This is a genomic window from Pseudomonas fluorescens NCIMB 11764, assembly GCF_000293885.2.
Classification (GTDB): Bacteria; Pseudomonadota; Gammaproteobacteria; order Pseudomonadales; family Pseudomonadaceae; genus Aquipseudomonas; species Aquipseudomonas fluorescens_B.
On the sequence record NZ_CP010945.1, the window covers coordinates 5859573 to 5879919 of the forward strand.

Consider the following 20347-nt stretch of genomic DNA (forward strand, 5'->3'; position numbering starts at 1 on the left):
TTCGAAACCACCTCATTTTGTGGGGGCTGTGTTCACCCGTTTTGCTGCGCCGTTTGCAACAGCCAGCTCTTGAACGCCGCCATCGCCGACGTCTCGGCCCGCGACTGCAAGCGGGTCAGCCAGTAGCTGCCGGTGGTGATGCCGATGGCGAAGGGTTGCTCGATGGCGCCCGTTGCCAGCAGTCGGGCGAACATCAGCGGTGGTGCCAATGCCACGCCCATTCCTTGCAGTGCCGCCTCCATCATCGCCAGCGAGGAATCGAAGACGATGCTCCGGGGTGGCGCGGCATGGGCCGCAAGGCCGGTGGCCTGAAACCATTCGGGCCACTCATCCGTGCGATAGGAACGCAGCAGCGTTTGCTGCAACAGATCGGCCGGCGTGCGCAGTTGCCGGGCAATCTCGGGCACGCACAACACCGATAACGGCGCCTCGATCAAGCGCACCGCTTCAATCCCGTGCCACGCCCCCGCGCCAAAGCGAATCGCGTAATCCAGCCCTTCCGCCGCCACATCCACCCGATTGTTGTGGGTCGACAGGCGCACATCTATGAACGGATGTTTCGCCTGGAAGTCGGACAATCGCGGCAACAACCAGCCCACCGCAAACGTTCCCACCGCACCCACCGTCAGCACTTCGCGAAAATGCCCGCCCTCGAAGCGCTCGAGGGTTTCAGCGATGCGGTCAAAGGACTCGCGCAGCACCGGCAACAACGTCTCCCCTTCACTGGTCAGCATCAGGCCGCGGGGCAAGCGTTTGAACAGCGTAACGTTGAGCTGGGCTTCCAGGCTTTTGACCTGGTGGCTCACCGCAGCCTGCGTGACGCACAACTCTACCGCCGCCCGTGTGAAACTCAGGTGGCGTGCCGAAGCCTCGAAAGCGCGTAGTGCGTTAAGCGGTAATTGCGGCCGAATCATGCCAACCCCTAATTTTTCTAATGGCTCATCTGAAATAACGTCGTTTGTCGATGGCCGGCAAAGTGACTAGATTTGGCACGCTCATTCGGCGCACCACTGTGCAAACCGCTCGCTGTGTAGCGGGCACACCTCTTGAAAACTCATGGACAGCGGCACACACATGCAGAACTTCAGACTCAGCAAGGTCTTATCCTACAGTGCTTTCAGCCTTTTCCTCGGCGCGAGCTACTGCGTTGCCGCAACCCCCACGGACCCGCAGATCGAAACAGCGGTCAAAAACGCCGTCGTTCCGGTCATGCAGCAACAGCACATTGCGGGGATGGCGATCGCCATCACCGTCAACGGCAGACCGCATTACTTTAACTACGGCGTGGCCTCGAAGGAAACCGGAACGGTTGTCACCCAAGACACCCTGTTCGAGATCGGCTCGGTGAGCAAAACCTTCACCGCCACCCTCGCCGCCTACGCCCAGGCCAGTGGCAAACTGTCCCTGTCCGACAAGGCCAGTCACCTCCTGCCGGCTTTACGTGGCAGTGCGTTCGATAACATCAGCGTGCTGCAACTGGGCACCTACACCGCCGGTGGCCTGCCGCTGCAATTCCCGAGCGATGCCGATGCGCCGGACAAGATGCTCGGCTATTTCAAACAGTGGAAACCGGTCTACGCGGCTGGCAGCCATCGGCAGTATTCGAACCCGAGCCTGGGGCTGTTCGGTTATCTTGCGGCCCACAGCATGGGCCAGCCGTTTGAGGCGCTGATGGAAAAAACCTTGCTGCCGAAACTCGGGTTGCAGCACACCTTCCTGAAGGTGCCGCCCACGCAAATGGCGCTTTACGCCCAGGGCTACAGCAAGGATGACAAGCCTGTGAGGGTTGAACCAGGCGCACTGGACTCAGAGGCGTATGGCGTGAAAACCAGCGCCTCGGACTTGCTCCGATACGTCGAAGCGAACATGAAGCCAACGGGCCTGGAAGCGCCGATGCAGCAGGCAATCGCCGCGACGCATACCGGCTACTACACAGTTGGCGACATGACTCAGGGCCTGGGCTGGGAGCGTTACACCTACCCGATCGCCCTCGACAAACTGCTTGCCGGCAACTCGTCGCAGATGGCGATGGAGGCTCATAAAGTCCAGTGGTTGAACCCGCCGCAACCGCAACCGGCCAATGCGCTGTTCAATAAAACCGGCTCAACCGGTGGCTTCGGTGCCTACGTGGCGTATGTGCCTTCGAAGGACATTGGCATCGTGATTCTGGCCAACAAAAACTACCCGAACCCGGAGCGGATCAAAATCGCCCATTCGATATTGAGCACACTCAGCCAATAACACCCCGGAACGGGCGTAAACAAAATGGGCGACCCCTTGAGGTCGCCCATTTTCGTTGGTGCGTGTCCATTCCTGTGTTCAATCGTCAGGCATCTCAGGTGGCTTGGCGGGCTTCGCCGGCTTGCCCGGTTTCGTTCCTTTCGCACCTTTGGCCGGTTCGGCTTCGGTGACCGGCGGCGTGGGCGTGGGCACCGTGGCTTCTTTTTCGGTCGGCGGCAATTGGTCGACGGTACTGAAGATCGCCTTCAGATCAACCGCATCCGATTGCTCGAGTTTCTTTTCGCCGTCCTTGCCGACCAGAATCACTTTGGTCTTTGCACCAGCGCCCAGCTTGAGCGAACGGATCAGTGCCGCCGTGTCTTGTGGTCCCAGGTCTTTGCCTTCGCGCTGGCCCATCAGGTTGAGCACGGTGTACAGGACCATATTCCGGTCGGTGAATTCTTTGCGATTGGCCGGCTCATCCAGCGACTTTTTCAGGCTGACCCACGTCGGATCGACCGTGCTCGGAGCGATGACAATCAATGGCCGGGACCTGCCCTTGTCAATGTCCAGCGGTGAGTCGCCATCGGCGGCGAGCAAGGGGCCGGCAATCGCCAGCAGGGTTGTCAGGGTCAATGACCTGATGAGCATGCGCATCTCCTTTTGATATCCACGCTCTAATGATTGCGCATCGCGGCGTTCGTTCCGGGTGACGCACCGCAATTGTGTCTCGCCTTGACCCAAGCTTAGGTCAGGGCGGTCATTGCGCAACAGGCTGAGCTAATCTCATGACTCGATACGCACCTGAACCGCCGTGAGGATCACACCATGAGCGCTCAGTTGAATCACACCATCGTCTGGTGCCAGAACAAACACATATCCGCGACGTTTCTCGTCGAGATTCTCGGCTTGCCGCCCCCCGAGCCCTTCGGGCCGATGCTGATCGTGAAACTCGATAACGGCGTGTCGCTGGACTACTACGACAATGATCCGCCGATAGCCTCCCAGCACTATGCGTTCCTGATCGGCGACGACGATTTCGATGCGGCCTTCGCGCGCCTGCAAGCCAGAAAACAACCCTGGTGGGCTGATCCAGGCAAGCAGCGCCCAAAAGAAATCAATGATTTTGCGGGAGGACGGCGCGTGTATTTCGATGACCCGGACGGGCATCTGCTGGAGATTTTCACCCGTGAATGACTGACGCCCGGACAACCATCAGAACGCCAGTTTGTAGCCGATCAACACCAGCATCGTGGCCAGGCAAGGACGCAGCACTTCATCGGAGATGCGGCCCGTCAGGTGACTGCCCAGGTAAATGCCCGGCAGTGAACCGATCAACAAGAAGCCCAGTACATGCCAATCCATGTTGCCCATGCTGGCATGGCCAAGACCGGCGACCAGGGTCAGTGGCACGGCGTGGGCGATTTCCGTGCCGACCAGGCGGCGTGTCGGCAGCAGCGGATAGAGGATGAACAACGCCACGGTACCCAGCGCACCTGCGCCGATGGAGGTCAGGGCCACCATGGTGCCGAGGACGAGGCCGGTAATCACGGTCAGCACATTCAAGCGCTTGCCGCTTGGGTTGTACTCGCCGCCCGCGCGTTTGTGGGCGAAGTCGAGCAAGCGCTTCTTGAAGAAAATCGCCAGCGCCGTGGCAAACAGCACAAAGCCCAGCGCCTGTTTGATGACGGCGTTCATCGCGTCGGGGGAAGTTTGCAAACTGCTGAGGAACCACAGCGTCAGCGCCACCGCCGGCACACTGCCGAGGGTCAGCCAACCGGTAATCGCCCAGTCGATGTTCTTGTTCTTGCGGTGCACCAGCACACCACTGGACTTGGTGATCGCGGCGTACAAAAGGTCCGTGCCCACCGCGGTGGCAGGATTGATCCCGAACCACAGCAGGATCGGCGTCATCAACGAGCCGCCGCCCACGCCGGTCATGCCGACGATGAAGCCCACCACCAAACCTGCAACCACCAACCCGAAGTTAACGAATTCCATTAACACGCCCACTGAAAACGCACGAGAAATCTGGCCCGCAGCATAGCGATTTTTCTTATAACCACTTATATCGATAAGGACTATCGTTATGCCTTCCCCAATGGGTAGCGAGCCTTTGTGGCGAGGGAGCTTGCTCCCGCTGGGCTGCGTAGCGGCCCCTTTTGTGAGTGCTGCGCACTCAAGCGGAAGCAAGCTCCCTCGCCACAAAGGGGTTACACATCAGGATCACTGCACAGGCAGGAAATTGAGGAACAGCAGACTCTGCGCGTAATTCAGGCCGATCCGTCGGTAGCGTTCGTCCAGCATCTGGGTCAGCAGGTCCAGGCGCGCGACGATCTTGCCGAACTCCACGGCGAAACTCAGGTTGCTGCCCTCCTCCGAGATTTCGTTGGAGAACAGCAAGGGTTCGCCGTTTTTGTTCTGCCGCTGACTGAGGATCCAGGTGGCTTTCTCGATGTTACGCGCGGCGTTGTTGACGAAGGTCGGGTTGATCGCATCGGTCATGTAGAACTCCAGCCGGTTGCCGTGCGCGGTGACCAGCATGCTGCCGATGGCATAGATGAAGGCACCGACCCGGTCGCCGAGGAACTCCGGACTCATGGCGTAACTCAGCGCCGCCAGATCCTTCTTGCCCCCCAGGGTCGGCAGCGGCTGTTGTTGCTCAATGGCCATGCGCACCTGTTTGCCGGCGGTGCGGGCGTCGAGGAATCCGGACTTTTTCAGCTCCTGCGGGTTACGCAGGTAGAGCTTGCCCATCAGCAGGTAGAGGCTGTCGAGGTTGTCGCGCATCGCCAGGGTGGCCATGCGGTCGACGCTGGTCTGGAGGAATTCCTGGGGCCGGCCTTCGCGAAACTGGCTGACGATGTCGCGGCCCTGCTGCTGGCTGCAACCGGTCGTGATGAGCATCGACAACACGGCGAGCAGCAGACAATGGCGGCGGATGTGCTCAGCGGTGAGGGGTAAAACTCGGGCCATGGGCGCTTGAACTTGGCATGGGCCGGCGGAGGGGATCGCCGCGGGCTGACCAAAGATAGAGCCGTGGATGTCGAAAAAGTGCAGTGCCTGCAGTCCACAAACATGAGCGACAAGCCAATTAGTCTGACTTTATTCAGACGCGATCGCAAATATCGACTATAAATCCTTCCTGATCGATTTATTGATCAATAACTAGTATGACTACTTCATAAAAAACAAAAACAGGAAGGTCAACCATGCTTCTATCCCGGTACCCACTTTGCGGCCTCGGAGTGTCCCTGATGATCGCCACCCTCACCTCCCAGGCCGCCGGCCTGTCCAGCGAACACAAAGCCTTCGGCAAAACCAATGACGGTACGCCCGTCGAGCAATATGTGCTGCGCAACAGCCACGGCATGCAAGCCACTGTCATCACCTATGGCGCGACGCTGCAGGCGCTCGAGGTGGCGGATAAAAACGGCAAGTTCGAGGACGTGGTGCTCGGCTTCGACGATGTCCAGGGTTATCAGAAAGGCACCGCCTACTTTGGCGCGACCATCGGCCGCTTCGGCAATCGCCTGGCCAACGGCGCGTTCGAACTCGACGGCAAGCGCTTTCAGGTGCCGCTCAATGACGGCACGAATTCGCTGCACGGCGGGCCGCTGGGTTTTGACAAACATGTGTGGAAAGCCGAACCGGCCAAAGGCAAGGACTCGGTTGGCGTGACACTGACGTACCTGTCGGCGGACGGCGAGATGGGTTTCCCCGGCAACCTGAAAACCGAGGTCACTTACAGCCTCAATGACAAAAACGAGCTTCGCATCGAGTACAAGGCATCCACCGACAAACCCACGGTGTTGAACCTGACCAACCACAGCTACTTCAACCTGGCTGGCGCGGGTAATGGCGACGTGTTGCAACAGGTCGCGACGTTGTATGCGAGCCATTACACGCCGGTCAACGGCACGTTGATCCCTACCGGCGAAATCGCGCCAGTGGCTGGCACGCCGATGGACTTCACCCACCCCACTGCAATCGGCAAAAACATCAAGGCCGATCATCCGCAGTTGAAATTCGCTGAACCGAAACACGGTGGCTTTGATTTCAACTGGGTGCTGGACGCCAAGGGTGACCAGGGCAAACTTGCCGCCAACGTCAGCGATCCGCAGTCCGGGCGCCGCTTGCAGCTCTACACCACTGAGCCTGGCGTGCAATTCTATACCAGCAACTTTCTCGACGGTTCAGTCAAGGGCAAAGCCGGCAAGACGTATGCGCACTGGAGTGCATTTACCCTGGAGACCCAGCATTATCCGGATGCGCCGAATCAGCCGAACTTCCCCTCTACGCGGCTGGATCCGGGCAAGACGTATACCCAAAGCACTGTGTTGAAATTTTCAGCTCATTAAAATACCGAACGCCGGTTCAGTCGGGTTTGGTGTCGGAGCGTTTGGGGTATCTGCGTCTCGGCGGTAACGGCTGACAGGGGTTTCCACCCCTGCGGCGGGCTACGTGGAGAAACACAACGCCGCCCGGCACCCGGAAACCGGGTGCACCGGCAATTTTGGCGAACCCGGTGTTCGGGTATGACACCGGTCAACTGGAGCTGGCTTGCCGGCTCCTACAAGGGAAATACGTACGCCCCGCCGCAATTAAGGAGAACGCGGATAGCAAAAGAGCCAGGCCGGCCGGCAGGCCGTCTCGGCAACGAACGGAACCCATGGGCTATTCTGCTGCCAACCTAAGTATCCATCGAATACACAGGAGGTTTGCATGCGGACCCTGGAACTGGCCGGCATCCACGTACCCGTCATCGGCCAAGGCACCTGGCGCACGGGCGAGGATCCCGCTCGATACCGCGAAGAAGTCGCCGCGCTGCGCCTGGGCATCGAGTTGGGCATGACCCTGATCGACACCGCTGAAATGTATGCCGAAGGTGGCGCCGAAGAGGTGGTGGGCGAAGCGATTGCCGGCAGGCGCGACGAGGTGTTTCTCGTCAGCAAGGTCTATCCGCACAACGCCAGCCGCAAAGGCATTCCGCAGGCCTGCGAGCGTAGCCTGCGCCGCTTGAACACTGACTACATCGACTTGTACCTGTTGCACTGGCGCGGCCAGTATCCGCTTGAAGAAACCGTCGAAGCCTTCGAGCGCCTGCGCGAAGACGGCAAGATCGGTCGGTGGGGCGTGTCCAATTTCGATGTGGATGACCTTCAGGAACTGGCCTCCCCGGCGTGCGCCACCAATCAAGTGCTCTACAACCTGGAGGAACGAGGCATAGAATTTGATTTACTGCCGTGGTGTCAGCGGCATCGGCAGCCGTTGATGGCGTACTGCCCCATCGGCCAGGGCGGGAAGCTGCTGACCCACCCGACGCTCAATCAGGTGGCCGCTCGTCACAGTGTGGCGCCGGCACAGATAGCGCTGGCATGGATTCTGCGACAGGAGGGTGTGATCGCCATTCCCAAAGCGGTTCTGCCTGAACACGTGCATTTGAATGCGCAAGCCGCGCAATTACGGCTTGAGGCCGGGGATCTGGAGGCGCTGGACCAAGCGTTTCGCGCGCCACAACGCAAACAGCGACTGGCCATGGTCTGAGCCAGCGCGGTGTTGTCAGAGGGCTTCTCATGAGAAGCACCGATCAGCTCGACGCCTTCAACCTGCAGCGCTTTATCCAGGCGCAGGACCCGGTGTTCGAGCGAGTGAAAAAAGAACTCGGCACAGGACGAAAGCGCAGTCACTGGATGTGGTTCATCTTTCCGCAATTCGCCGGGCTGGGCGGCAGCAAGATGTCTCAGCACTTCGCAATCCGTTCAGGCGCAGAGGCAACGGCCTACCTGAACCATCCCCGGCTGGGTGCCCGCCTCCTTGACTGCACACAAAAGGTGCTGGATATCCCGGACGGCTCCATCAGCGAAATTTTCGGCCATCCGGACGACATTAAATTTCGTTCATCGATGACCCTGTTCGCGCAGTTCGCCCCGGATGACAGCCTGTTCCATCAGGCACTGGACCGCTATTTCCACGGTATTGCGGACGAGTGGACGTTAACCCTGCTGGACTCAAAACAAGCCCAGTTGCCCCCCAATCAGGGTTGAGAAATCGTCGTCCACGAACGGCAGGATCGCATCGGCCACCGGTTGCAGCTGCCGGGTGACGTAATGGTCGTAATCGATCGGCGCACTGCGGATCTCCAGCGGCTCGGGCCCGGCGACGGTGATCACGTAGCTGATCCAGCCGCCGTTCTGGTATTGCCGCGGCCGACCCTGCTGATCGTTGTAATCGTCGGCAGTCCGCGCCGCGCGCACATGCGGGGGGACGTTGCGTTCGTAGTCATCCAGGGTCCGGCGCAGGCGCTTGCGATAGATCAAGCGATCATCGAACTCGCCCGCCAGGGTTTTGCGCACGTACTCACGCACATAATCCTGATAAGGCTGGCGGTGGAAGATCCGCGTGTACAGCTCTTGCTGGAATTGCCGCGCCAGCAGCGACCAGTCGGTGCGTACGGTTTCCAGCCCCTTGTAGACCATCTCGTCAGTGCCGTCGTCACGTGTGATCAGCCCGGCATAACGCTTCTTGCTGCCCTCTTCGGCGCCACGAATGGTCGGCATCAGAAAGCGTTTGTAGTGGGTTTCGAACTGCAACTCCAGTGCGCTTTCCAGCCCGTATTCCTGTTGGACATGCTCGCGCCACCACTGGTTGACGTGGTCCACCAGCGCGCGGCCGATCTGCGCCGCTTCCTGCTGACCGTGGGCTCGGCGCAACCAGACAAATGTCGAGTCGGTGTCACCGTAGATCACCGTGTGCCCCTGGGCTTCGATCAGTTGCCGGGTGCGCAGCATGATTTCGTGGCCGCGTAACGTGATCGACGAGGCCAGACGTGTATCGAAGAAGCGGCAACCACTGGAACCGAGTACGCCGTAGAAGGCGTTCATGATGATCTTCAGCGCCTGGGACAACGGCGCGTTGTGTTCGCGCTTGGCGGTTTCGCGGCCTTCGGCGACCCGGGCGACGATGGCCGGCAGGCAATGCCGGGTCCTGGAAAAACGCGCACCGCGGAAACCGGGCACGGACTCGCTGTCATCGGGATGCTTGAGCCCTTCGATCAGGCCCACCGGGTCGATGAGGAAGGTGCGAATGATCGACGGATAGAGGCTTTTGTAGTCGAGTACCAGCACCGATTCGTACAGGCCCGGCTGCGAGTCCATGACAAACCCGCCGGGGCTGGCCTGCGCCGGTTTGGTTCCGAGGTTGGGCGCGACGAAACCCTGGCGGTGCATCAGCGGCATGTACAGGTGCGTGAAGGCCGCTACCGAACCACCACTGCGATCCGCCGGTAATCCGGTGACGCTGGCTCGCTCAAGCAGGAAAGTGAGCAATTGGGTCTTGGCGAAAATCCGCGTGACCAGTTCGCAGTCCTTGAGGTTGTAGGTGGCCAGGGCCGGTTTGTCCTCGGCGAACATGCGGTTGATTTCGTCCATGCGCTGGTACGGCGTACTGATCGCCTTGCCTTCGCCAAGCAAGGTTTGCGCGACGTTTTCCAGGCTGAACGAGGGGAAACTCCAGGTCGCCGAGCGCAGGGATTCGATGCCATCGATGATCAATCGCCCGGCGGCCGAAGCGAAGTAATGGTTGCGGCTGCCGTGTTCACGCCACTGCATTTCTTCGCCGCCCCGCCCCAGTTTCAGCGGCACCGCGAGCCGTCGTGCGTGTTCGTGCAGCACGCGCAGATCGAACTGCACAACGTTCCAGCCGATGATCGCGTCCGGGTCATGCCGGGCGAACCACTCGTTGAGTTTTTTCAGCAGCAGGGTTCGGGAGTCGCAATATTCGAGCTGGAAATCCACCTCGCTGTCGTCGCCATTCGGCGGGCCGAGCATGTAGACCTGGCGCTCGCCGCAGCCTTCCAGGGCAATGGAATACAGATCGCCTTGCGCGGTGGTTTCGATGTCCAGGGACACCAGCCGGAGCGTTGGCCGATAGTCGGGGTCGGGTTTCATCTGCGCGTCGAGCAGCAGGCCTTCGGCATTCGGTGTGCCACCGAAGATCACCGGCGCCGTGATGAAGCGCTCCATCATGTAGCGTTCCGGCGGGCGCACATCGCCCTCGAACAGCTCGACGCCAGCCCTGCGCAGCGCGGTGTCCAGGCGCATCAACTGACCGTGCTGCCGGCAATACAGGCCGAGCACCGGGCGATGTTCGAAATCCAGCAGAGCCAAGGGTTTGAGCTCGACGTTTTTTTCGTCGCGCAGCACTTGCTCCGCCTGTTCACGCTGCTCGGCCGGGATGAACGCCACCGATGGTTGATGCGGCAGGCGGATGCACCGGGGACCGGTGTCGGTCGCCAGCCAGAACTCGACTTCCGTACCGGCCGGGGTATCGCGCCAATGCCGGGTCAGGACGAAGCCCCGCTGTAAATCCACCACTGCAACCTCAAATCCGATTCAGGTGGCAATTCTACGCGTCATCGCAGGCGATAGCGCTCCTGAAGTGGGTGCCCGCAGTGGGTGCGCGTTTGCGCTTTTTTGAAGAAAAACCGCTGAATGACGTTTTTTGCGCGTTATCTGCCGCTTTCTGCCTTGCCCTCAGCGCTTGCGTCTACGATTCTTCAAGAACAACGACAACACCCGAGAAGCCACCATGAAAACCGTCGCCCAACTGCTCAAGTTGAAAGATCAGAAAAATCAGGAAGTGCATCAGATCAAGCCGGATCACATGGTGCTGGAAGCGCTGATGAAGATGGCCGAGAAGAACGTCGGTGCCTTGCTGGTGGTAGAGAATGAAGAAGTGCTGGGCATCATCAGTGAACGTGACTACGCGCGCAAACTGGTGCTGCATGGCCGTTCTTCGGTGGGCACGCCGGTGCGCGACATCATGGTGTCACCGGTGATCACCGTGGACACCCATCAAACCGTCGATACCTGCCTGGGCATCATGTCCGACAAACGCCTGCGCCACCTGCCGGTGGTGGAGAACGGCAAGCTGATCGGGTTGCTGTCGATCGGCGACCTGGTCAAGGAAGCCATCGCCGAACAGGCTGAACTGATTCGTCAGTTGGAGCAGTACATTCGCGGCGAATAAGTGCAGATCAAAAGATCGCAGCCTTCGGCAGCGCCTACATTGAGAGGGTGTTTACACTCTAGCGATCTTTTCAGGATGGCCAATGCCGCGCAAAGACCGGTGCCAGTGTCGGGTGCCGGTCGATTCGCTCCAGCCAGGCGAAAAACCCCGGTCGGGCGCTGCGCAAATGTTCCCGGCTGCCCGCCCAACGCGTAATTACCGCCGCCAACACATCAAGCGCCCCGGGCGACTCATCGCCCAGATACAACTCGCCCGAGAACTGATCGGCGAACACCTCCCAACTCCAGTGCAGTCGGTCGCGAGCGCCCGCCATGAGGTTGTCTCTGGAGGGCTTGTCCGCCACGGCCAGCCACCGTTCCGGATAGTCGATGATGCCGATCGCCGCATAACAATTGCTGACGATATACACCAGGCCACGGATCGCCTGGTCGCGTTCGACGGCGTTATCCGGCAGCAGGTTCGACTTGGGAAACGTGAGCCCGAGATGAATAAGGATCGCCGCACTTTCCGTGAGAACGCTGCCGTCGGGCAGCTGCAAGGTCGGAATCTGCTTGAGCGGGTTGAGTTTCTCCAGGGCGTGGGCCGCCTCCGTGGAGACCTCGACGTCGATGAAGCGGTAAGGAATCTCGCAGAGTTCCAGCGCGGCTTCGATGGCGGCGGCGCCGGAGTTCTGGTGTCCGTATAGCTGATACATATCGCGCTCCTGGCGAGACGAACAGATAGTCAGTAGACGAGCGGGTACAGGTCACGTTCCCTGCCATTTGGCGGATCGATGCAGGTAAGATGCGCGATCCCGGGGTTCTCTTTCAGTACCCCCGCAGCACTCTTCAAGGAAAGACCATGCGCCAACAGGATGGCCAGCGCGCCTCACTTTTTCGTACCTTCGGGTTCATTCTGGCCTGCCTGGCGATAAGTGCCTGCTCGCCGAGCGACCATTCGTCATCGGCCAGTCTAGCCGGTGAACAAGGGCGTGGCGGGGCCATGCTCGCCTATGAACACGAACTGCAGCTGTTGCTGCCCCAGGCACTCATCGCCCCGCGCTTGCAGGCCACACGTGAGGCGTGCGAAACCGCGCGTTTCGGCGCCTGCAACGTGTTACGCATCGAGCAAGGCGCAGGCCGTGCCGACATCACCTTGCGCATCGCACCGGCCGGCGTCGAACCGCTGGTGGCCATGGCCGCCGAGGGCGGAGAACTGGGTCAGCGGATCACCAGTGCCGAAGACCTGGCCGATGTCGTGGACGACACCCGCCGACGTCAGGAACGACTCAAGGCCCAACAGCAGCGTCTGGATGAACTGGCGACCCGCAAGGACATCAGCGTCACTGACCTGATCACCCTGAGCAAGGAACAGGCCGGGATCGAGAACGATCTGCAAGCCCTGGCGCAGATTGCCGCCGGGCACCAGCGGCGTCTGGACACCAATCGAGTCACGCTGTCGTTCCTGCCAACGGGCGCCAGCAGTCGCTCGTCGCACCTGAGCCAGGCGTTCAGCAATTTGCTCGACAACCTCGCCGACGGCGCCGCCGATGCGCTGGAAAAAACCAGCTACGCACTGCCCTTCCTGATCCTCGCGTTCCCGCTGTTCATGCTGTGGGTCTGGTTGTGGCGCAAATTTGTTCGGCGTCGGACCTGAGTCGGGCTGGCGCCAACGGCATTCAATTATTTTTTTTTGCCACTGCATCCAAATCGCTTTTCGCCGGGTAGTCCTTGTAGCAGCCCTTGTTGCTGCACAGCGGATGACTCATTAACGGAGAGAATGTCATGAACGCCAGACACCTGATTTGCCTTGCTGCTTTGTTCACCGCAGCGCCTGCGGCCTTTGCCCAGACCGGTCTGCCCGACACCATCAAGGTTCCGGACGGGCACAAGGTTGCCATGGAAACCACCGGCGTCGGTGAGATCACCTACGAATGCCGTGACAAGGCCAACATGGCCGGCCAGACAGAGTGGGTGTTTGTCGGGCCAAAGGCGGTGCTCAATGATCGCGCTGGCAAGCAAGTCGGCACCTACTTCGGCCCCCCGGCGACCTGGCAAGCGAAGGATGGCTCGAAAGTCACCGGCACCCAACTGGCCGTCGCACCGTCGAGCCCGGGCAATCTGCCCTATCAACTGGTCAAGGCCAATCCGGCCGAGGGCAAAGGTGCGATGAGCGGCGTCAGTTACATCCAGCGCGTGGCCCTCAAAGGGGGTGTCGCCCCGAGCGCCGAGTGCACGGCGGCTAACAAGGGCAAGCAGGAAGTGGTGAAGTATCAGGCGGATTACATTTTCTGGGCGGCCAGCTAACCCTCGGCCTGACGCAATCCTGTGCAGGAGCCGGCTTGCTGCGAGCGGTTCCTACAGGAATGGGGATTGTTTGCTAGATTGCATTTGGACTGCCCCACATTACGGCTGAGATCTGTGTCCTTGCCCGAACCCATTTTCGACTATGAAGCTCACCTCGCCGCGTGTGGTCGGGGCGAGCGTCAGGCCTTGCGCGATTTGTATGTGCAGGAGAGTCCGCGCCTGCTCGGCGTGGCCAGGCGCCTGGTGCGCGACACCGCGCTGGCCGAAGACATCGTCCACGATGCGTTCCTCAAGATCTGGGCCGGCGCTGCGGGTTTCGACCCGACGCGGGGGTCGGCACGGGGCTGGATGTTCAGCGTGACCCGGCATCTGGCGCTCAACTTCATCCGTGACAACAGCCGCGAAATCCAGGGCGATATCGACGTGCAGAACGACGCTGAAACCTTCGATGCCCAGGTGCACTCCTCGCGCATTCATCTGTGCCTGGAGCAGTTGGACCCTGCGCGGCGCAGCTGCATCCTGCACGCCTACGTCGACGGTTATTCCCATGCACAAATTTCACGCAAACTCGGCACCCCGCTGGGCACTGTCAAAGCGTGGATCAAAAGGAGCCTGACGGCATTGCGGGAGTGCATGGGATGACGATCAGGCCTGTGGATGAGACCCCGGAGCAACTCGACGAACTGGCCAGCGAGTATGTGCTGGGTACGCTCTCGGACGAACGACGCCGCACGGTACAGCGACGCCTGCCCGACGATGCCGAACTGCGCCAGGCGGTCGACACCTGGGAGCGTCGCTTGTTGGGCCTGACTGACTTTGCCCAACCCGAGACGCCCTCGCCCGCGCTGTGGCAGCGCATCGAGCGCAGCGTCACCGCCCTGACCCGAGCGCCAAAGGTCGAACCGTCATCCTGGTGGAATCGGTTACCGCTGTGGCGCGGGCTCGCCGGTGCGGGGCTGGCGGCCACGTTGCTGCTCGGCACGCTGCTGCTCACGCAAACCACGGTCAAGCCGACTTACCTGGTGGTGCTGGTCGCGCCACAGGACAAATCACCGGGCTGGGTGATTTCTGCCAGCAATCCCAGGGAAATCCAGTTGATTCCGCTGGGGGTCGCGCAGGTTCCGGAAGACAAGGCGCTGGAGTTCTGGACCAAGGCCGAAGGCTGGCAAGGGCCGGTGTCGCTGGGCTTGGTCAAACCGGGGCAAACGCTGTCGGTGCCTGTGGATAAACTGCCGCCGCTGCAACCCGACCAATTGTTCGAACTGACCCTGGAAAACCGCACCGGCTCGCCGATCGGCAAGCCTACAGGGCCGATTCAGTTCATCGGGCGGGCGGTGAAGGTGATCTGAACGTCACGCGCCTGCCCCCGTGTAGAAGCGTCGGTCAACTGACCTTAGCCAGCCGACGAATGAACCATCACGCCCACGCACGGGGAGTTACCCGATCCATCATTGCCGTCGATGTTCACCATCACGTCAATGAAGTTCTCTTAAAAATTCTGCGGCGTAACATCGGCTCCATACCAAACAACTACACCCCGGAGCACACACTCATGAAACGCCAAATCCTCCTCAGCATCGCTTTCTCGGTTTTTGCAGTTAACGCTTTCGCCGCTTCTTCTGCTCACCCGGTTGTCGCTGAAGGCGGCTCGGATCGTCTGATTGAAAGCCGTGTGGCTGAGGGTGGTTCGGATCGTCTGATCGAAAACCGCGTCGCCGAAGGTGGCTCTGATCGTCTGATCGAAAACCGCGTTGCCGAAGGTGGCTCTGATCGTCTGATCGAAAACCGCGTCGCCGAAGGTGGTTCCGACCGCCTGATCGAAAACCGCGTCGCCGAAGGTGGTTCTGATCGTCTGATCGAAAACCGCGTCGCCGAAGGTGGTTCCGACCGCCTGATCGAAAACCGTGCGGTGTGAATGAATGACGTTACCGCAAGACTCGACAAAAAACCCGGCCTCATCAGCCGGGTTTTTTTACTCTTTTTTAAAACCGGTCACTTCCCTGCCCGCGCCATGCAGCGCTGATAACGTTCGTCGACCCGCTTGGCAAACCACGCTGTCGTGAGTTTGCGGGTTATTTTCGGGCTCTGCAGCACGATCCCCGGCAACACCGCACGCGGCAATGAACGGCCTTCGGCTTGTTCGGCCAGCTCGAAGACCCGCTGATACAACCGGGTGTCCTCGAATTCAAGGCTTTTGCCCTCCTCCAGTTGATCCCTGATGGTCGTGTTGCGCATGCCCAGGCGCTTGCCGAGGGTACGCACGGCCAGTTCCGTGGTGCCGGGCATGATCGAGTCGTAGCGCACCAGATCGCCGTCCAGCGCCAGAGGGATGCCCGAGGCACGGCTCACAGCATTCTGAAACGCGGCATTGCGGCTCGCGTACCAGCCAGCGTTGAAATCGGCGAAGCGGTACAGCGGCTGTTTGTAGCTCACCGGATAACCGAGCAGGTGAGCGATGCCGAAATACATGCCGCCGCGACGGCTGAACACTTCATGCCGAATCGTGCCGTCCACCGGGTAGGGGTAATTCCGTGCCTGTTGCTCGGCGAAGTCGATGCTGACCTGCATCGGGCCACCGGTGTGCACCGGGTTGAAGCCGCCGAACAGCGTCCGCCCCATGGGCACCATGCCGATGAAGTCATCGAAGATCGCGCTCAGCTCCTTTTCACTGCGCGCGGCATTCAAACGGTCGCTGTAGCTTTTGCCGTTGCTCGAACTCACCTGCAACGCCCCGCTCACCAGCAGGCCGGGAATGTGGACCTTCGCGGCACGCCGGTCGATTTCATCCCGGGCGATCTTGCCCAGGCCCGGCACCGACGGATCAACCTGAAAGGTCGATTCCTGCTCGGTGACGGCCAGAACGGAACACAGGTTTTGTGTGGATGGATAAATGTCCTGCGCGACAAAGGCGGCGTAAATATCCGTGGCCCAGCCTTGGCGGTCCGCGGTTTTGGCTGGCAGCAGGCGCACGATCTCTGCCTTGACTTCGGCAGATGGTCGGGCCGGGGCTTCCTGGCTGCGTTGCGTTCCGCAACCGGCCAGCACCAAGAGCGTCGCGACGCTCGTGATCAATCGATTGGCTTGCATGCTGCTCCATCAAATCCGTTGGGCCGGGGTAACCATACGATCAATCCCATGACGCAGGCTATGACTGTACTGACGACACACTGTTCCCTGCACAGGTTCAACCCTTGGATTCCACTCCACGGCTGTAGGGCCTTTTTCCGTTGGGCAGTCCGTCTGGCGGCCCTCCCCGCCTGAACCATACTTGAGCCAAACGCCCGGGGAGGACAGGCGCATGAACCGTAGCGATGTATTGATCATCGGCGCCGGTCCCACCGGGCTGGTGCTCGCACTGTGGCTGAGCAAACTGGGGATCCGCGTGCGGATTCTCGACAAAACATCGGCACCCGGCACCACATCCCGGGCGCTGGCGGTGCAGGCCCGGACGCTGGAGCTGTACCGCCAGCTCGACCTTGTCGACGCCGTGATACAGGGCGGTCATCGCGTGGCAGCGGCCAACTTCTGGGTCAAGGGCGAACCGGTAGCCCGCTTGCCGTTGAGCCGGGTGGGCGAAGGGTTGACGCCCTACGCGTTCCTCGAAATATTTCCTCAGGACGAGCACGAGCGTTTGCTGATCGAACGCCTGGAAGCCTTTGGTATCCGGGTCGAGCGCAATACCGAGCTGGAGGGTTTCGAGGAAACCGGCGACGGCATCACCGCACGCCTGCGCTTGCCGGATGGCCAACAGGAAACCTGTCAGGCCTGTTACCTCGCCGGATGCGACGGTGCCCGCTCGATCGTGCGCAAAACCCTGGACACCGGATTTCCCGGCGGGACATACCAGCAGATTTTCTATGTGGCCGACGTGCAGGCCCGCGGGCCGACGTTCAATGGCGAACTGCACGTGGATCTCGATGAGGCGGACTTTCTCGCGGTGTTTCCATTGGCCGGCGAAGGCCGCGCGCGGCTCATCGGAACGGTGCGCGACGAACGCGCCGAGCATGCGGAAACCCTGCAATTTGAAGACGTCAGCAGCCGGGCCATCGAGCATCTGAAGGTGCAGATCGAACAGGTGAACTGGTTCTCGACCTACCGCGTGCATCATCGGGTAGCTGACCACTTTCGCAGCGGCCGCGCGTTTCTATTGGGCGACGCGGCGCACGTCCACAGCCCCGCGGGCGGCCAGGGCATGAACACCGGGATTGGCGATGCCATCAACCTCGCGTGGAAACTCGCCGCCGTGTTGAGCGGCGGTGCCGCGCCGCATTTGCTCGACACCTATGAAACCGAACGCATTGCGTTTGCCCGCAAACTGGTTGCCACCACCGACCGGGTGTTCAGCTTCGTCACCGCCGAAGGACGCGTGGCCGATTTGCTGCGCACCCGTCTGGCACCGTTCCTGCTGCCGAAAATGACCGCGTTCGAGACCTCCCGCGAATTCCTGTTCCGCACGGTGTCGCAGATCACCCTCAATTATCGCGGGATGCCATTGAGCACCGGTGTTGCCGGACACGTGCATGGCGGCGACCGCCTGCCTTGGGCGCACGACGGTGAAGGGGATAATTTCAGGCCGCTGAAATGCCTGAGCTGGCAGGTGCATGTGTACGGCGACACCAGCGACGAAATGATCGCCTGGTGCAACGAACATCACTTGCCGTTGCATGTGTTCGACTGGCGGCCGGCGTTTGAAGCGGCAGGCCTGGGGCGTAACGGGTTTTACCTGTTGCGGCCGGATACCTATGTGGCGATTGCCGAGACGTGCTCGGACCCGAAAGTGATCGAGCGGTATTTCCGGGATCGCGGGATACGGCCGTTTTTTGGCCCTCTCTGATTCACACATTGGGTGTTGTGTATTTTTCAGATCCCGGCCAGGGCCAGGTCCATCGCAAAGTAGGTAAAGATCAAATCCGCCCCCGCCCGCTTGATCGCGCCAAGGCTCTCGCGTACCACGCGGTCTTCATCGATCGCCCCGGCCTGTGCGCCGAACTTGATCATCGCGTACTCGCCGCTCACCTGATACGCCGACAGCGGCAGGCGCGAGACTTCGCGGATGTCGCGGATGATGTCCAGGTACGCACCGGCCGGTTTGACCATCAGCGCGTCGGCGCCTTCCTGCTCGTCCATCAGCGACTCACGCACCGCTTCGCGGCGGTTCATCGGGTTCATCTGATAGCTTTTGCGGTCGCCCTTGAGCGCGCTGCCGCCGGCCTCACGGAACGGGCCGTAGAGCGCGGAGGCGAATTTGGTCGAATAGGCCATGATCGCGGTCTGGGTGAAACCGGCGTCGTCCAGCGCCCGGCGAATCGCCTGGACCTGCCCGTCCATGGCCGCCGACGGTGCAATCACATCGGCACCGGCACGGGCCGCCGCAACGGCTTGCCTGCCGAGGTTGATCAGGGTCTGGTCGTTGTCGACTTCGTGGTTGTGCAGCACGCCGCAATGACCGTGATTGGTGTACTCACAAAAGCAGGTGTCGGACATCACGATCATGTCCGGCACTGCGTCCTTGGCGATGCGCGACATGCGCGAGACCAGGCCATTGTCGTTCCAGGTGTCACTGCCGCTGCTGTCCAGGTGATGCGACACGCCGAAGGTCATCACCGACTTGATCCCGGCCCGGGCATAACGCTCGATCTCGCCGGCCAGTTTCGACTCCGGAATTCGCATCACGCCGGGCATGCTCTTGATCGGCACGAAGTCATCGATTTCTTCCTCGACGAAAATCGGCAGCACCAGGTCGTTCAGGGTGAATTCGGTTTCCTGGAACAGGCTGCGCAGGCTCGCATTGCGGCGCAGACGGCGTGGACGTGCTTCGGGGAACTGGCTGGACATGGGGGTTCCTGAAATCGGATGACGAGACGAAAGTCGTAAGGACCGGAAGCTTATGCCCTGTGTGCTATCAGTGACAAACCTCAGCGGAGTAAAAACCCTTACCGCTTCGGCAACAATTCTTGGTCCCACAGGTTTCAGAGGTTCAGCGTGCCGGTAATGCAGGTCACAACGGAACCGCCAATCCAGATCTCATCGCCGATCCGCTCGACCTGAATACGCCCCGCGCGCCCCATGGTCAGGCCCTGGCTGACCACGTAGGACGCCGGCGCCAGCCCCTCGCCGAGCAACCACTGGGCAATCCCGGCATTCAGGCTGCCGGTGGCAGGGTCTTCCGGCATGCCGTCGCCGGAGATGAATGCACGTACTTCGAACTGGGCATCATCGCCGTCACGCTCCGGACGCCACGGCGCGATCACGCCGACCGCGAGGCCAAGCATGTGCGTGTGATCCGGTTGCAGGTCCAGCACCTGCTGGCGATCCTCGACCATCACCGCCAGCCAGCCCGCACCGTTATCAACCCACTGCGCCCGCACAATGGCACCCGGTTGCAGCCTGAGCCCGCGACGGACGCGCTCCATGACATCGGCCTCCACCGGCCCGGTCCTGAGCAGTGGCGGCGCGAGAAAAGCCAGTTCCGCACCTTGTCGACGCACCCGCACCAGGCCGACGCCGCATTCCTGAATGATCTCCTCGCCCCTGGGCACGCCACCGGCTTCGAGCCAGGCATGACAAGTGCCCAGCGTCGGGTGCCCGGCGAACGGCAACTCGCTCTGCGTGGTGAAAATCCTCACCCGGTAATCGGCCCGGGGATCCTGCGGCGCGAGGATGAACGTGGTTTCACTGAGGTTGGTCCACGTGGCGAATGCCGCCATGCGCTCATCGCTGAGCTCGTCCGCGCCGAACACCACGGCCAACGGATTGCCCTTGAGGGCGACGCGACTGAAGACATCTACTTGCTTGAAATCGAATGAATGCAT

The 20347-nt window shown here is 60.8% G+C and carries 21 protein-coding genes; 12 read left to right on the forward strand and 9 right to left on the reverse strand.

Annotated elements, in window-relative coordinates:
- Positions 1–32 precede the first annotated feature (32 nt).
- Positions 33–914, reverse strand: a complete 882-nt coding sequence (locus B723_RS26770) for a LysR substrate-binding domain-containing protein (RefSeq protein WP_017339894.1) — start codon at positions 912–914, stop codon at positions 33–35.
- Positions 915–1074: 160 nt separating this feature from the next.
- On the opposite strand from B723_RS26770, the gene ampC reads away from it, so the two are divergent.
- Positions 1075–2241 carry a class C beta-lactamase gene (ampC, locus tag B723_RS26775; RefSeq protein ID WP_031319050.1) on the forward strand — a complete coding sequence of 389 codons (1167 nt, stop codon included), beginning with the start codon at positions 1075–1077 and terminating at the stop codon, positions 2239–2241.
- 78 nt (positions 2242–2319) lie between these two features.
- Here the strand turns inward: ampC and B723_RS26780 are convergent, their stop codons facing one another.
- Positions 2320–2871 (reverse strand): DUF4174 domain-containing protein, encoded by a 552-nt coding sequence (locus tag B723_RS26780; RefSeq protein WP_017339896.1) that lies wholly within the window; start codon positions 2869–2871, stop codon positions 2320–2322.
- 177 nt (positions 2872–3048) lie between these two features.
- Between B723_RS26780 and B723_RS26785 the strand changes: the two genes are divergently transcribed.
- Positions 3049–3417 (forward strand): VOC family protein, encoded by a 369-nt coding sequence (locus B723_RS26785; protein ID WP_017339897.1) that lies wholly within the window; start codon positions 3049–3051, stop codon positions 3415–3417.
- A gap of 18 nt (positions 3418–3435) precedes the next feature.
- Here the strand turns inward: B723_RS26785 and B723_RS26790 are convergent, their stop codons facing one another.
- Positions 3436–4221 (reverse strand): sulfite exporter TauE/SafE family protein, encoded by a 786-nt coding sequence (locus tag B723_RS26790; protein ID WP_017339898.1) that lies wholly within the window; start codon positions 4219–4221, stop codon positions 3436–3438.
- 225 nt (positions 4222–4446) lie between these two features.
- Complete coding sequence (locus tag B723_RS26795; protein WP_017339899.1) at positions 4447–5196, reverse strand: hypothetical protein; 750 nt, start codon at positions 5194–5196, stop codon at positions 4447–4449.
- 236 nt (positions 5197–5432) lie between these two features.
- On the opposite strand from B723_RS26795, the gene B723_RS26800 reads away from it, so the two are divergent.
- From B723_RS26800 to B723_RS26810, 3 genes are all read left to right on the forward strand, one after another.
- The gene (locus B723_RS26800) at positions 5433–6581 is read left to right on the forward strand and encodes an aldose epimerase family protein (RefSeq protein ID WP_017339900.1); all 1149 of its coding nucleotides are present in this window, start codon (positions 5433–5435) and stop codon (positions 6579–6581) included.
- A 364-nt stretch (positions 6582–6945) separates the two neighbouring features.
- Entirely contained in the window at positions 6946–7767 is an 822-nt protein-coding gene (locus tag B723_RS26805) for an aldo/keto reductase (RefSeq protein WP_017339901.1), read from the forward strand.
- A gap of 29 nt (positions 7768–7796) precedes the next feature.
- Positions 7797–8267, forward strand: a complete 471-nt coding sequence (locus B723_RS26810) for a DUF1810 domain-containing protein (protein ID WP_017339902.1) — start codon at positions 7797–7799, stop codon at positions 8265–8267.
- Here B723_RS26810 and B723_RS26815 read toward each other — a convergent pair.
- Positions 8232–10592 carry a DNA polymerase II gene (locus tag B723_RS26815; RefSeq protein ID WP_162491068.1) on the reverse strand — a complete coding sequence of 787 codons (2361 nt, stop codon included), beginning with the start codon at positions 10590–10592 and terminating at the stop codon, positions 8232–8234. The genes B723_RS26810 and B723_RS26815 overlap by 36 nt on opposite strands.
- Before the next feature lie 217 nt (positions 10593–10809).
- Here B723_RS26815 and B723_RS26820 point away from each other — a divergent pair, with 217 nt between their 5' ends.
- Positions 10810–11250, forward strand: coding sequence for a CBS domain-containing protein (locus B723_RS26820; protein WP_017339904.1), 441 nt, complete (start codon positions 10810–10812; stop codon positions 11248–11250).
- Positions 11251–11320: 70 nt separating this feature from the next.
- On the opposite strand, the gene B723_RS26825 is transcribed toward B723_RS26820, so the two are convergent.
- Positions 11321–11944 (reverse strand): glutathione S-transferase, encoded by a 624-nt coding sequence (locus B723_RS26825; protein ID WP_017339905.1) that lies wholly within the window; start codon positions 11942–11944, stop codon positions 11321–11323.
- A 146-nt stretch (positions 11945–12090) separates the two neighbouring features.
- Here B723_RS26825 and B723_RS26830 point away from each other — a divergent pair, with 146 nt between their 5' ends.
- The 5 genes from B723_RS26830 to B723_RS26850 all read left to right on the forward strand — a co-directional run bounded on the left by B723_RS26830 (position 12091) and on the right by B723_RS26850 (position 15450).
- Entirely contained in the window at positions 12091–12885 is a 795-nt protein-coding gene (locus tag B723_RS26830) for a DUF4349 domain-containing protein (RefSeq protein WP_017339906.1), read from the forward strand.
- A gap of 128 nt (positions 12886–13013) precedes the next feature.
- Positions 13014–13535 (forward strand): DUF3455 domain-containing protein, encoded by a 522-nt coding sequence (locus B723_RS26835; RefSeq protein ID WP_017339907.1) that lies wholly within the window; start codon positions 13014–13016, stop codon positions 13533–13535.
- 114 nt (positions 13536–13649) lie between these two features.
- Positions 13650–14177: a sigma-70 family RNA polymerase sigma factor gene (locus B723_RS26840; protein WP_031319051.1), complete on the forward strand. Its 528-nt coding sequence runs from the start codon at positions 13650–13652 to the stop codon at positions 14175–14177.
- A complete protein-coding gene (locus tag B723_RS26845; RefSeq protein ID WP_017339909.1) occupies positions 14174–14884 on the forward strand; it encodes an anti-sigma factor in 711 nt (236 codons plus the stop codon). Before B723_RS26840 ends, B723_RS26845 begins: the two co-directional genes overlap by 4 nt.
- Positions 14885–15087: 203 nt before the next feature.
- Complete coding sequence (locus tag B723_RS26850) at positions 15088–15450, forward strand: hypothetical protein (protein ID WP_052909715.1); 363 nt, start codon at positions 15088–15090, stop codon at positions 15448–15450.
- Positions 15451–15527: 77 nt separating this feature from the next.
- On the opposite strand, the gene B723_RS26855 is transcribed toward B723_RS26850, so the two are convergent.
- Positions 15528–16622, reverse strand: a complete 1095-nt coding sequence (locus tag B723_RS26855) for a DUF1615 domain-containing protein (RefSeq protein ID WP_017339700.1) — start codon at positions 16620–16622, stop codon at positions 15528–15530.
- 211 nt (positions 16623–16833) lie between these two features.
- On the opposite strand from B723_RS26855, the gene B723_RS26860 reads away from it, so the two are divergent.
- Complete coding sequence (locus B723_RS26860) at positions 16834–18369, forward strand: FAD-dependent oxidoreductase (protein ID WP_017339701.1); 1536 nt, start codon at positions 16834–16836, stop codon at positions 18367–18369.
- A 26-nt stretch (positions 18370–18395) separates the two neighbouring features.
- Here the strand turns inward: B723_RS26860 and hemB are convergent, their stop codons facing one another.
- Positions 18396–19370 (reverse strand): porphobilinogen synthase, encoded by a 975-nt coding sequence (hemB, locus tag B723_RS26865; protein WP_017339702.1) that lies wholly within the window; start codon positions 19368–19370, stop codon positions 18396–18398.
- Between the two features lie 134 nt (positions 19371–19504).
- Positions 19505–20347, reverse strand: coding sequence for a PhzF family phenazine biosynthesis protein (locus tag B723_RS26870; protein WP_017339703.1), 843 nt, complete (start codon positions 20345–20347; stop codon positions 19505–19507).

Coding starts and splice junctions, on each gene's coding strand:
- B723_RS26770 (WP_017339894.1), bottom strand. CDS start 914: ATGATTCGGCCGCAATTACCGCTTAACGCACTACGCGCTTTCGAGGCT.
- ampC (WP_031319050.1), top strand. CDS start 1,075: ATGCAGAACTTCAGACTCAGCAAGGTCTTATCCTACAGTGCTTTCAGC.
- B723_RS26780 (WP_017339896.1), bottom strand. CDS start 2,871: ATGCTCATCAGGTCATTGACCCTGACAACCCTGCTGGCGATTGCCGGC.
- B723_RS26785 (WP_017339897.1), top strand. CDS start 3,049: ATGAGCGCTCAGTTGAATCACACCATCGTCTGGTGCCAGAACAAACAC.
- B723_RS26790 (WP_017339898.1), bottom strand. CDS start 4,221: ATGGAATTCGTTAACTTCGGGTTGGTGGTTGCAGGTTTGGTGGTGGGC.
- B723_RS26795 (WP_017339899.1), bottom strand. CDS start 5,196: ATGGCCCGAGTTTTACCCCTCACCGCTGAGCACATCCGCCGCCATTGT.
- B723_RS26800 (WP_017339900.1), top strand. CDS start 5,433: ATGCTTCTATCCCGGTACCCACTTTGCGGCCTCGGAGTGTCCCTGATG.
- B723_RS26805 (WP_017339901.1), top strand. CDS start 6,946: ATGCGGACCCTGGAACTGGCCGGCATCCACGTACCCGTCATCGGCCAA.
- B723_RS26810 (WP_017339902.1), top strand. CDS start 7,797: ATGAGAAGCACCGATCAGCTCGACGCCTTCAACCTGCAGCGCTTTATC.
- B723_RS26820 (WP_017339904.1), top strand. CDS start 10,810: ATGAAAACCGTCGCCCAACTGCTCAAGTTGAAAGATCAGAAAAATCAG.
- B723_RS26825 (WP_017339905.1), bottom strand. CDS start 11,944: ATGTATCAGCTATACGGACACCAGAACTCCGGCGCCGCCGCCATCGAA.
- B723_RS26830 (WP_017339906.1), top strand. CDS start 12,091: ATGCGCCAACAGGATGGCCAGCGCGCCTCACTTTTTCGTACCTTCGGG.
- B723_RS26835 (WP_017339907.1), top strand. CDS start 13,014: ATGAACGCCAGACACCTGATTTGCCTTGCTGCTTTGTTCACCGCAGCG.
- B723_RS26845 (WP_017339909.1), top strand. CDS start 14,174: ATGACGATCAGGCCTGTGGATGAGACCCCGGAGCAACTCGACGAACTG.
- B723_RS26850 (WP_052909715.1), top strand. CDS start 15,088: ATGAAACGCCAAATCCTCCTCAGCATCGCTTTCTCGGTTTTTGCAGTT.
- B723_RS26855 (WP_017339700.1), bottom strand. CDS start 16,622: ATGCAAGCCAATCGATTGATCACGAGCGTCGCGACGCTCTTGGTGCTG.
- B723_RS26860 (WP_017339701.1), top strand. CDS start 16,834: ATGAACCGTAGCGATGTATTGATCATCGGCGCCGGTCCCACCGGGCTG.
- hemB (WP_017339702.1), bottom strand. CDS start 19,370: ATGTCCAGCCAGTTCCCCGAAGCACGTCCACGCCGTCTGCGCCGCAAT.
- B723_RS26870 (WP_017339703.1), bottom strand. CDS start 20,347: ATGCATTCATTCGATTTCAAGCAAGTAGATGTCTTCAGTCGCGTCGCC.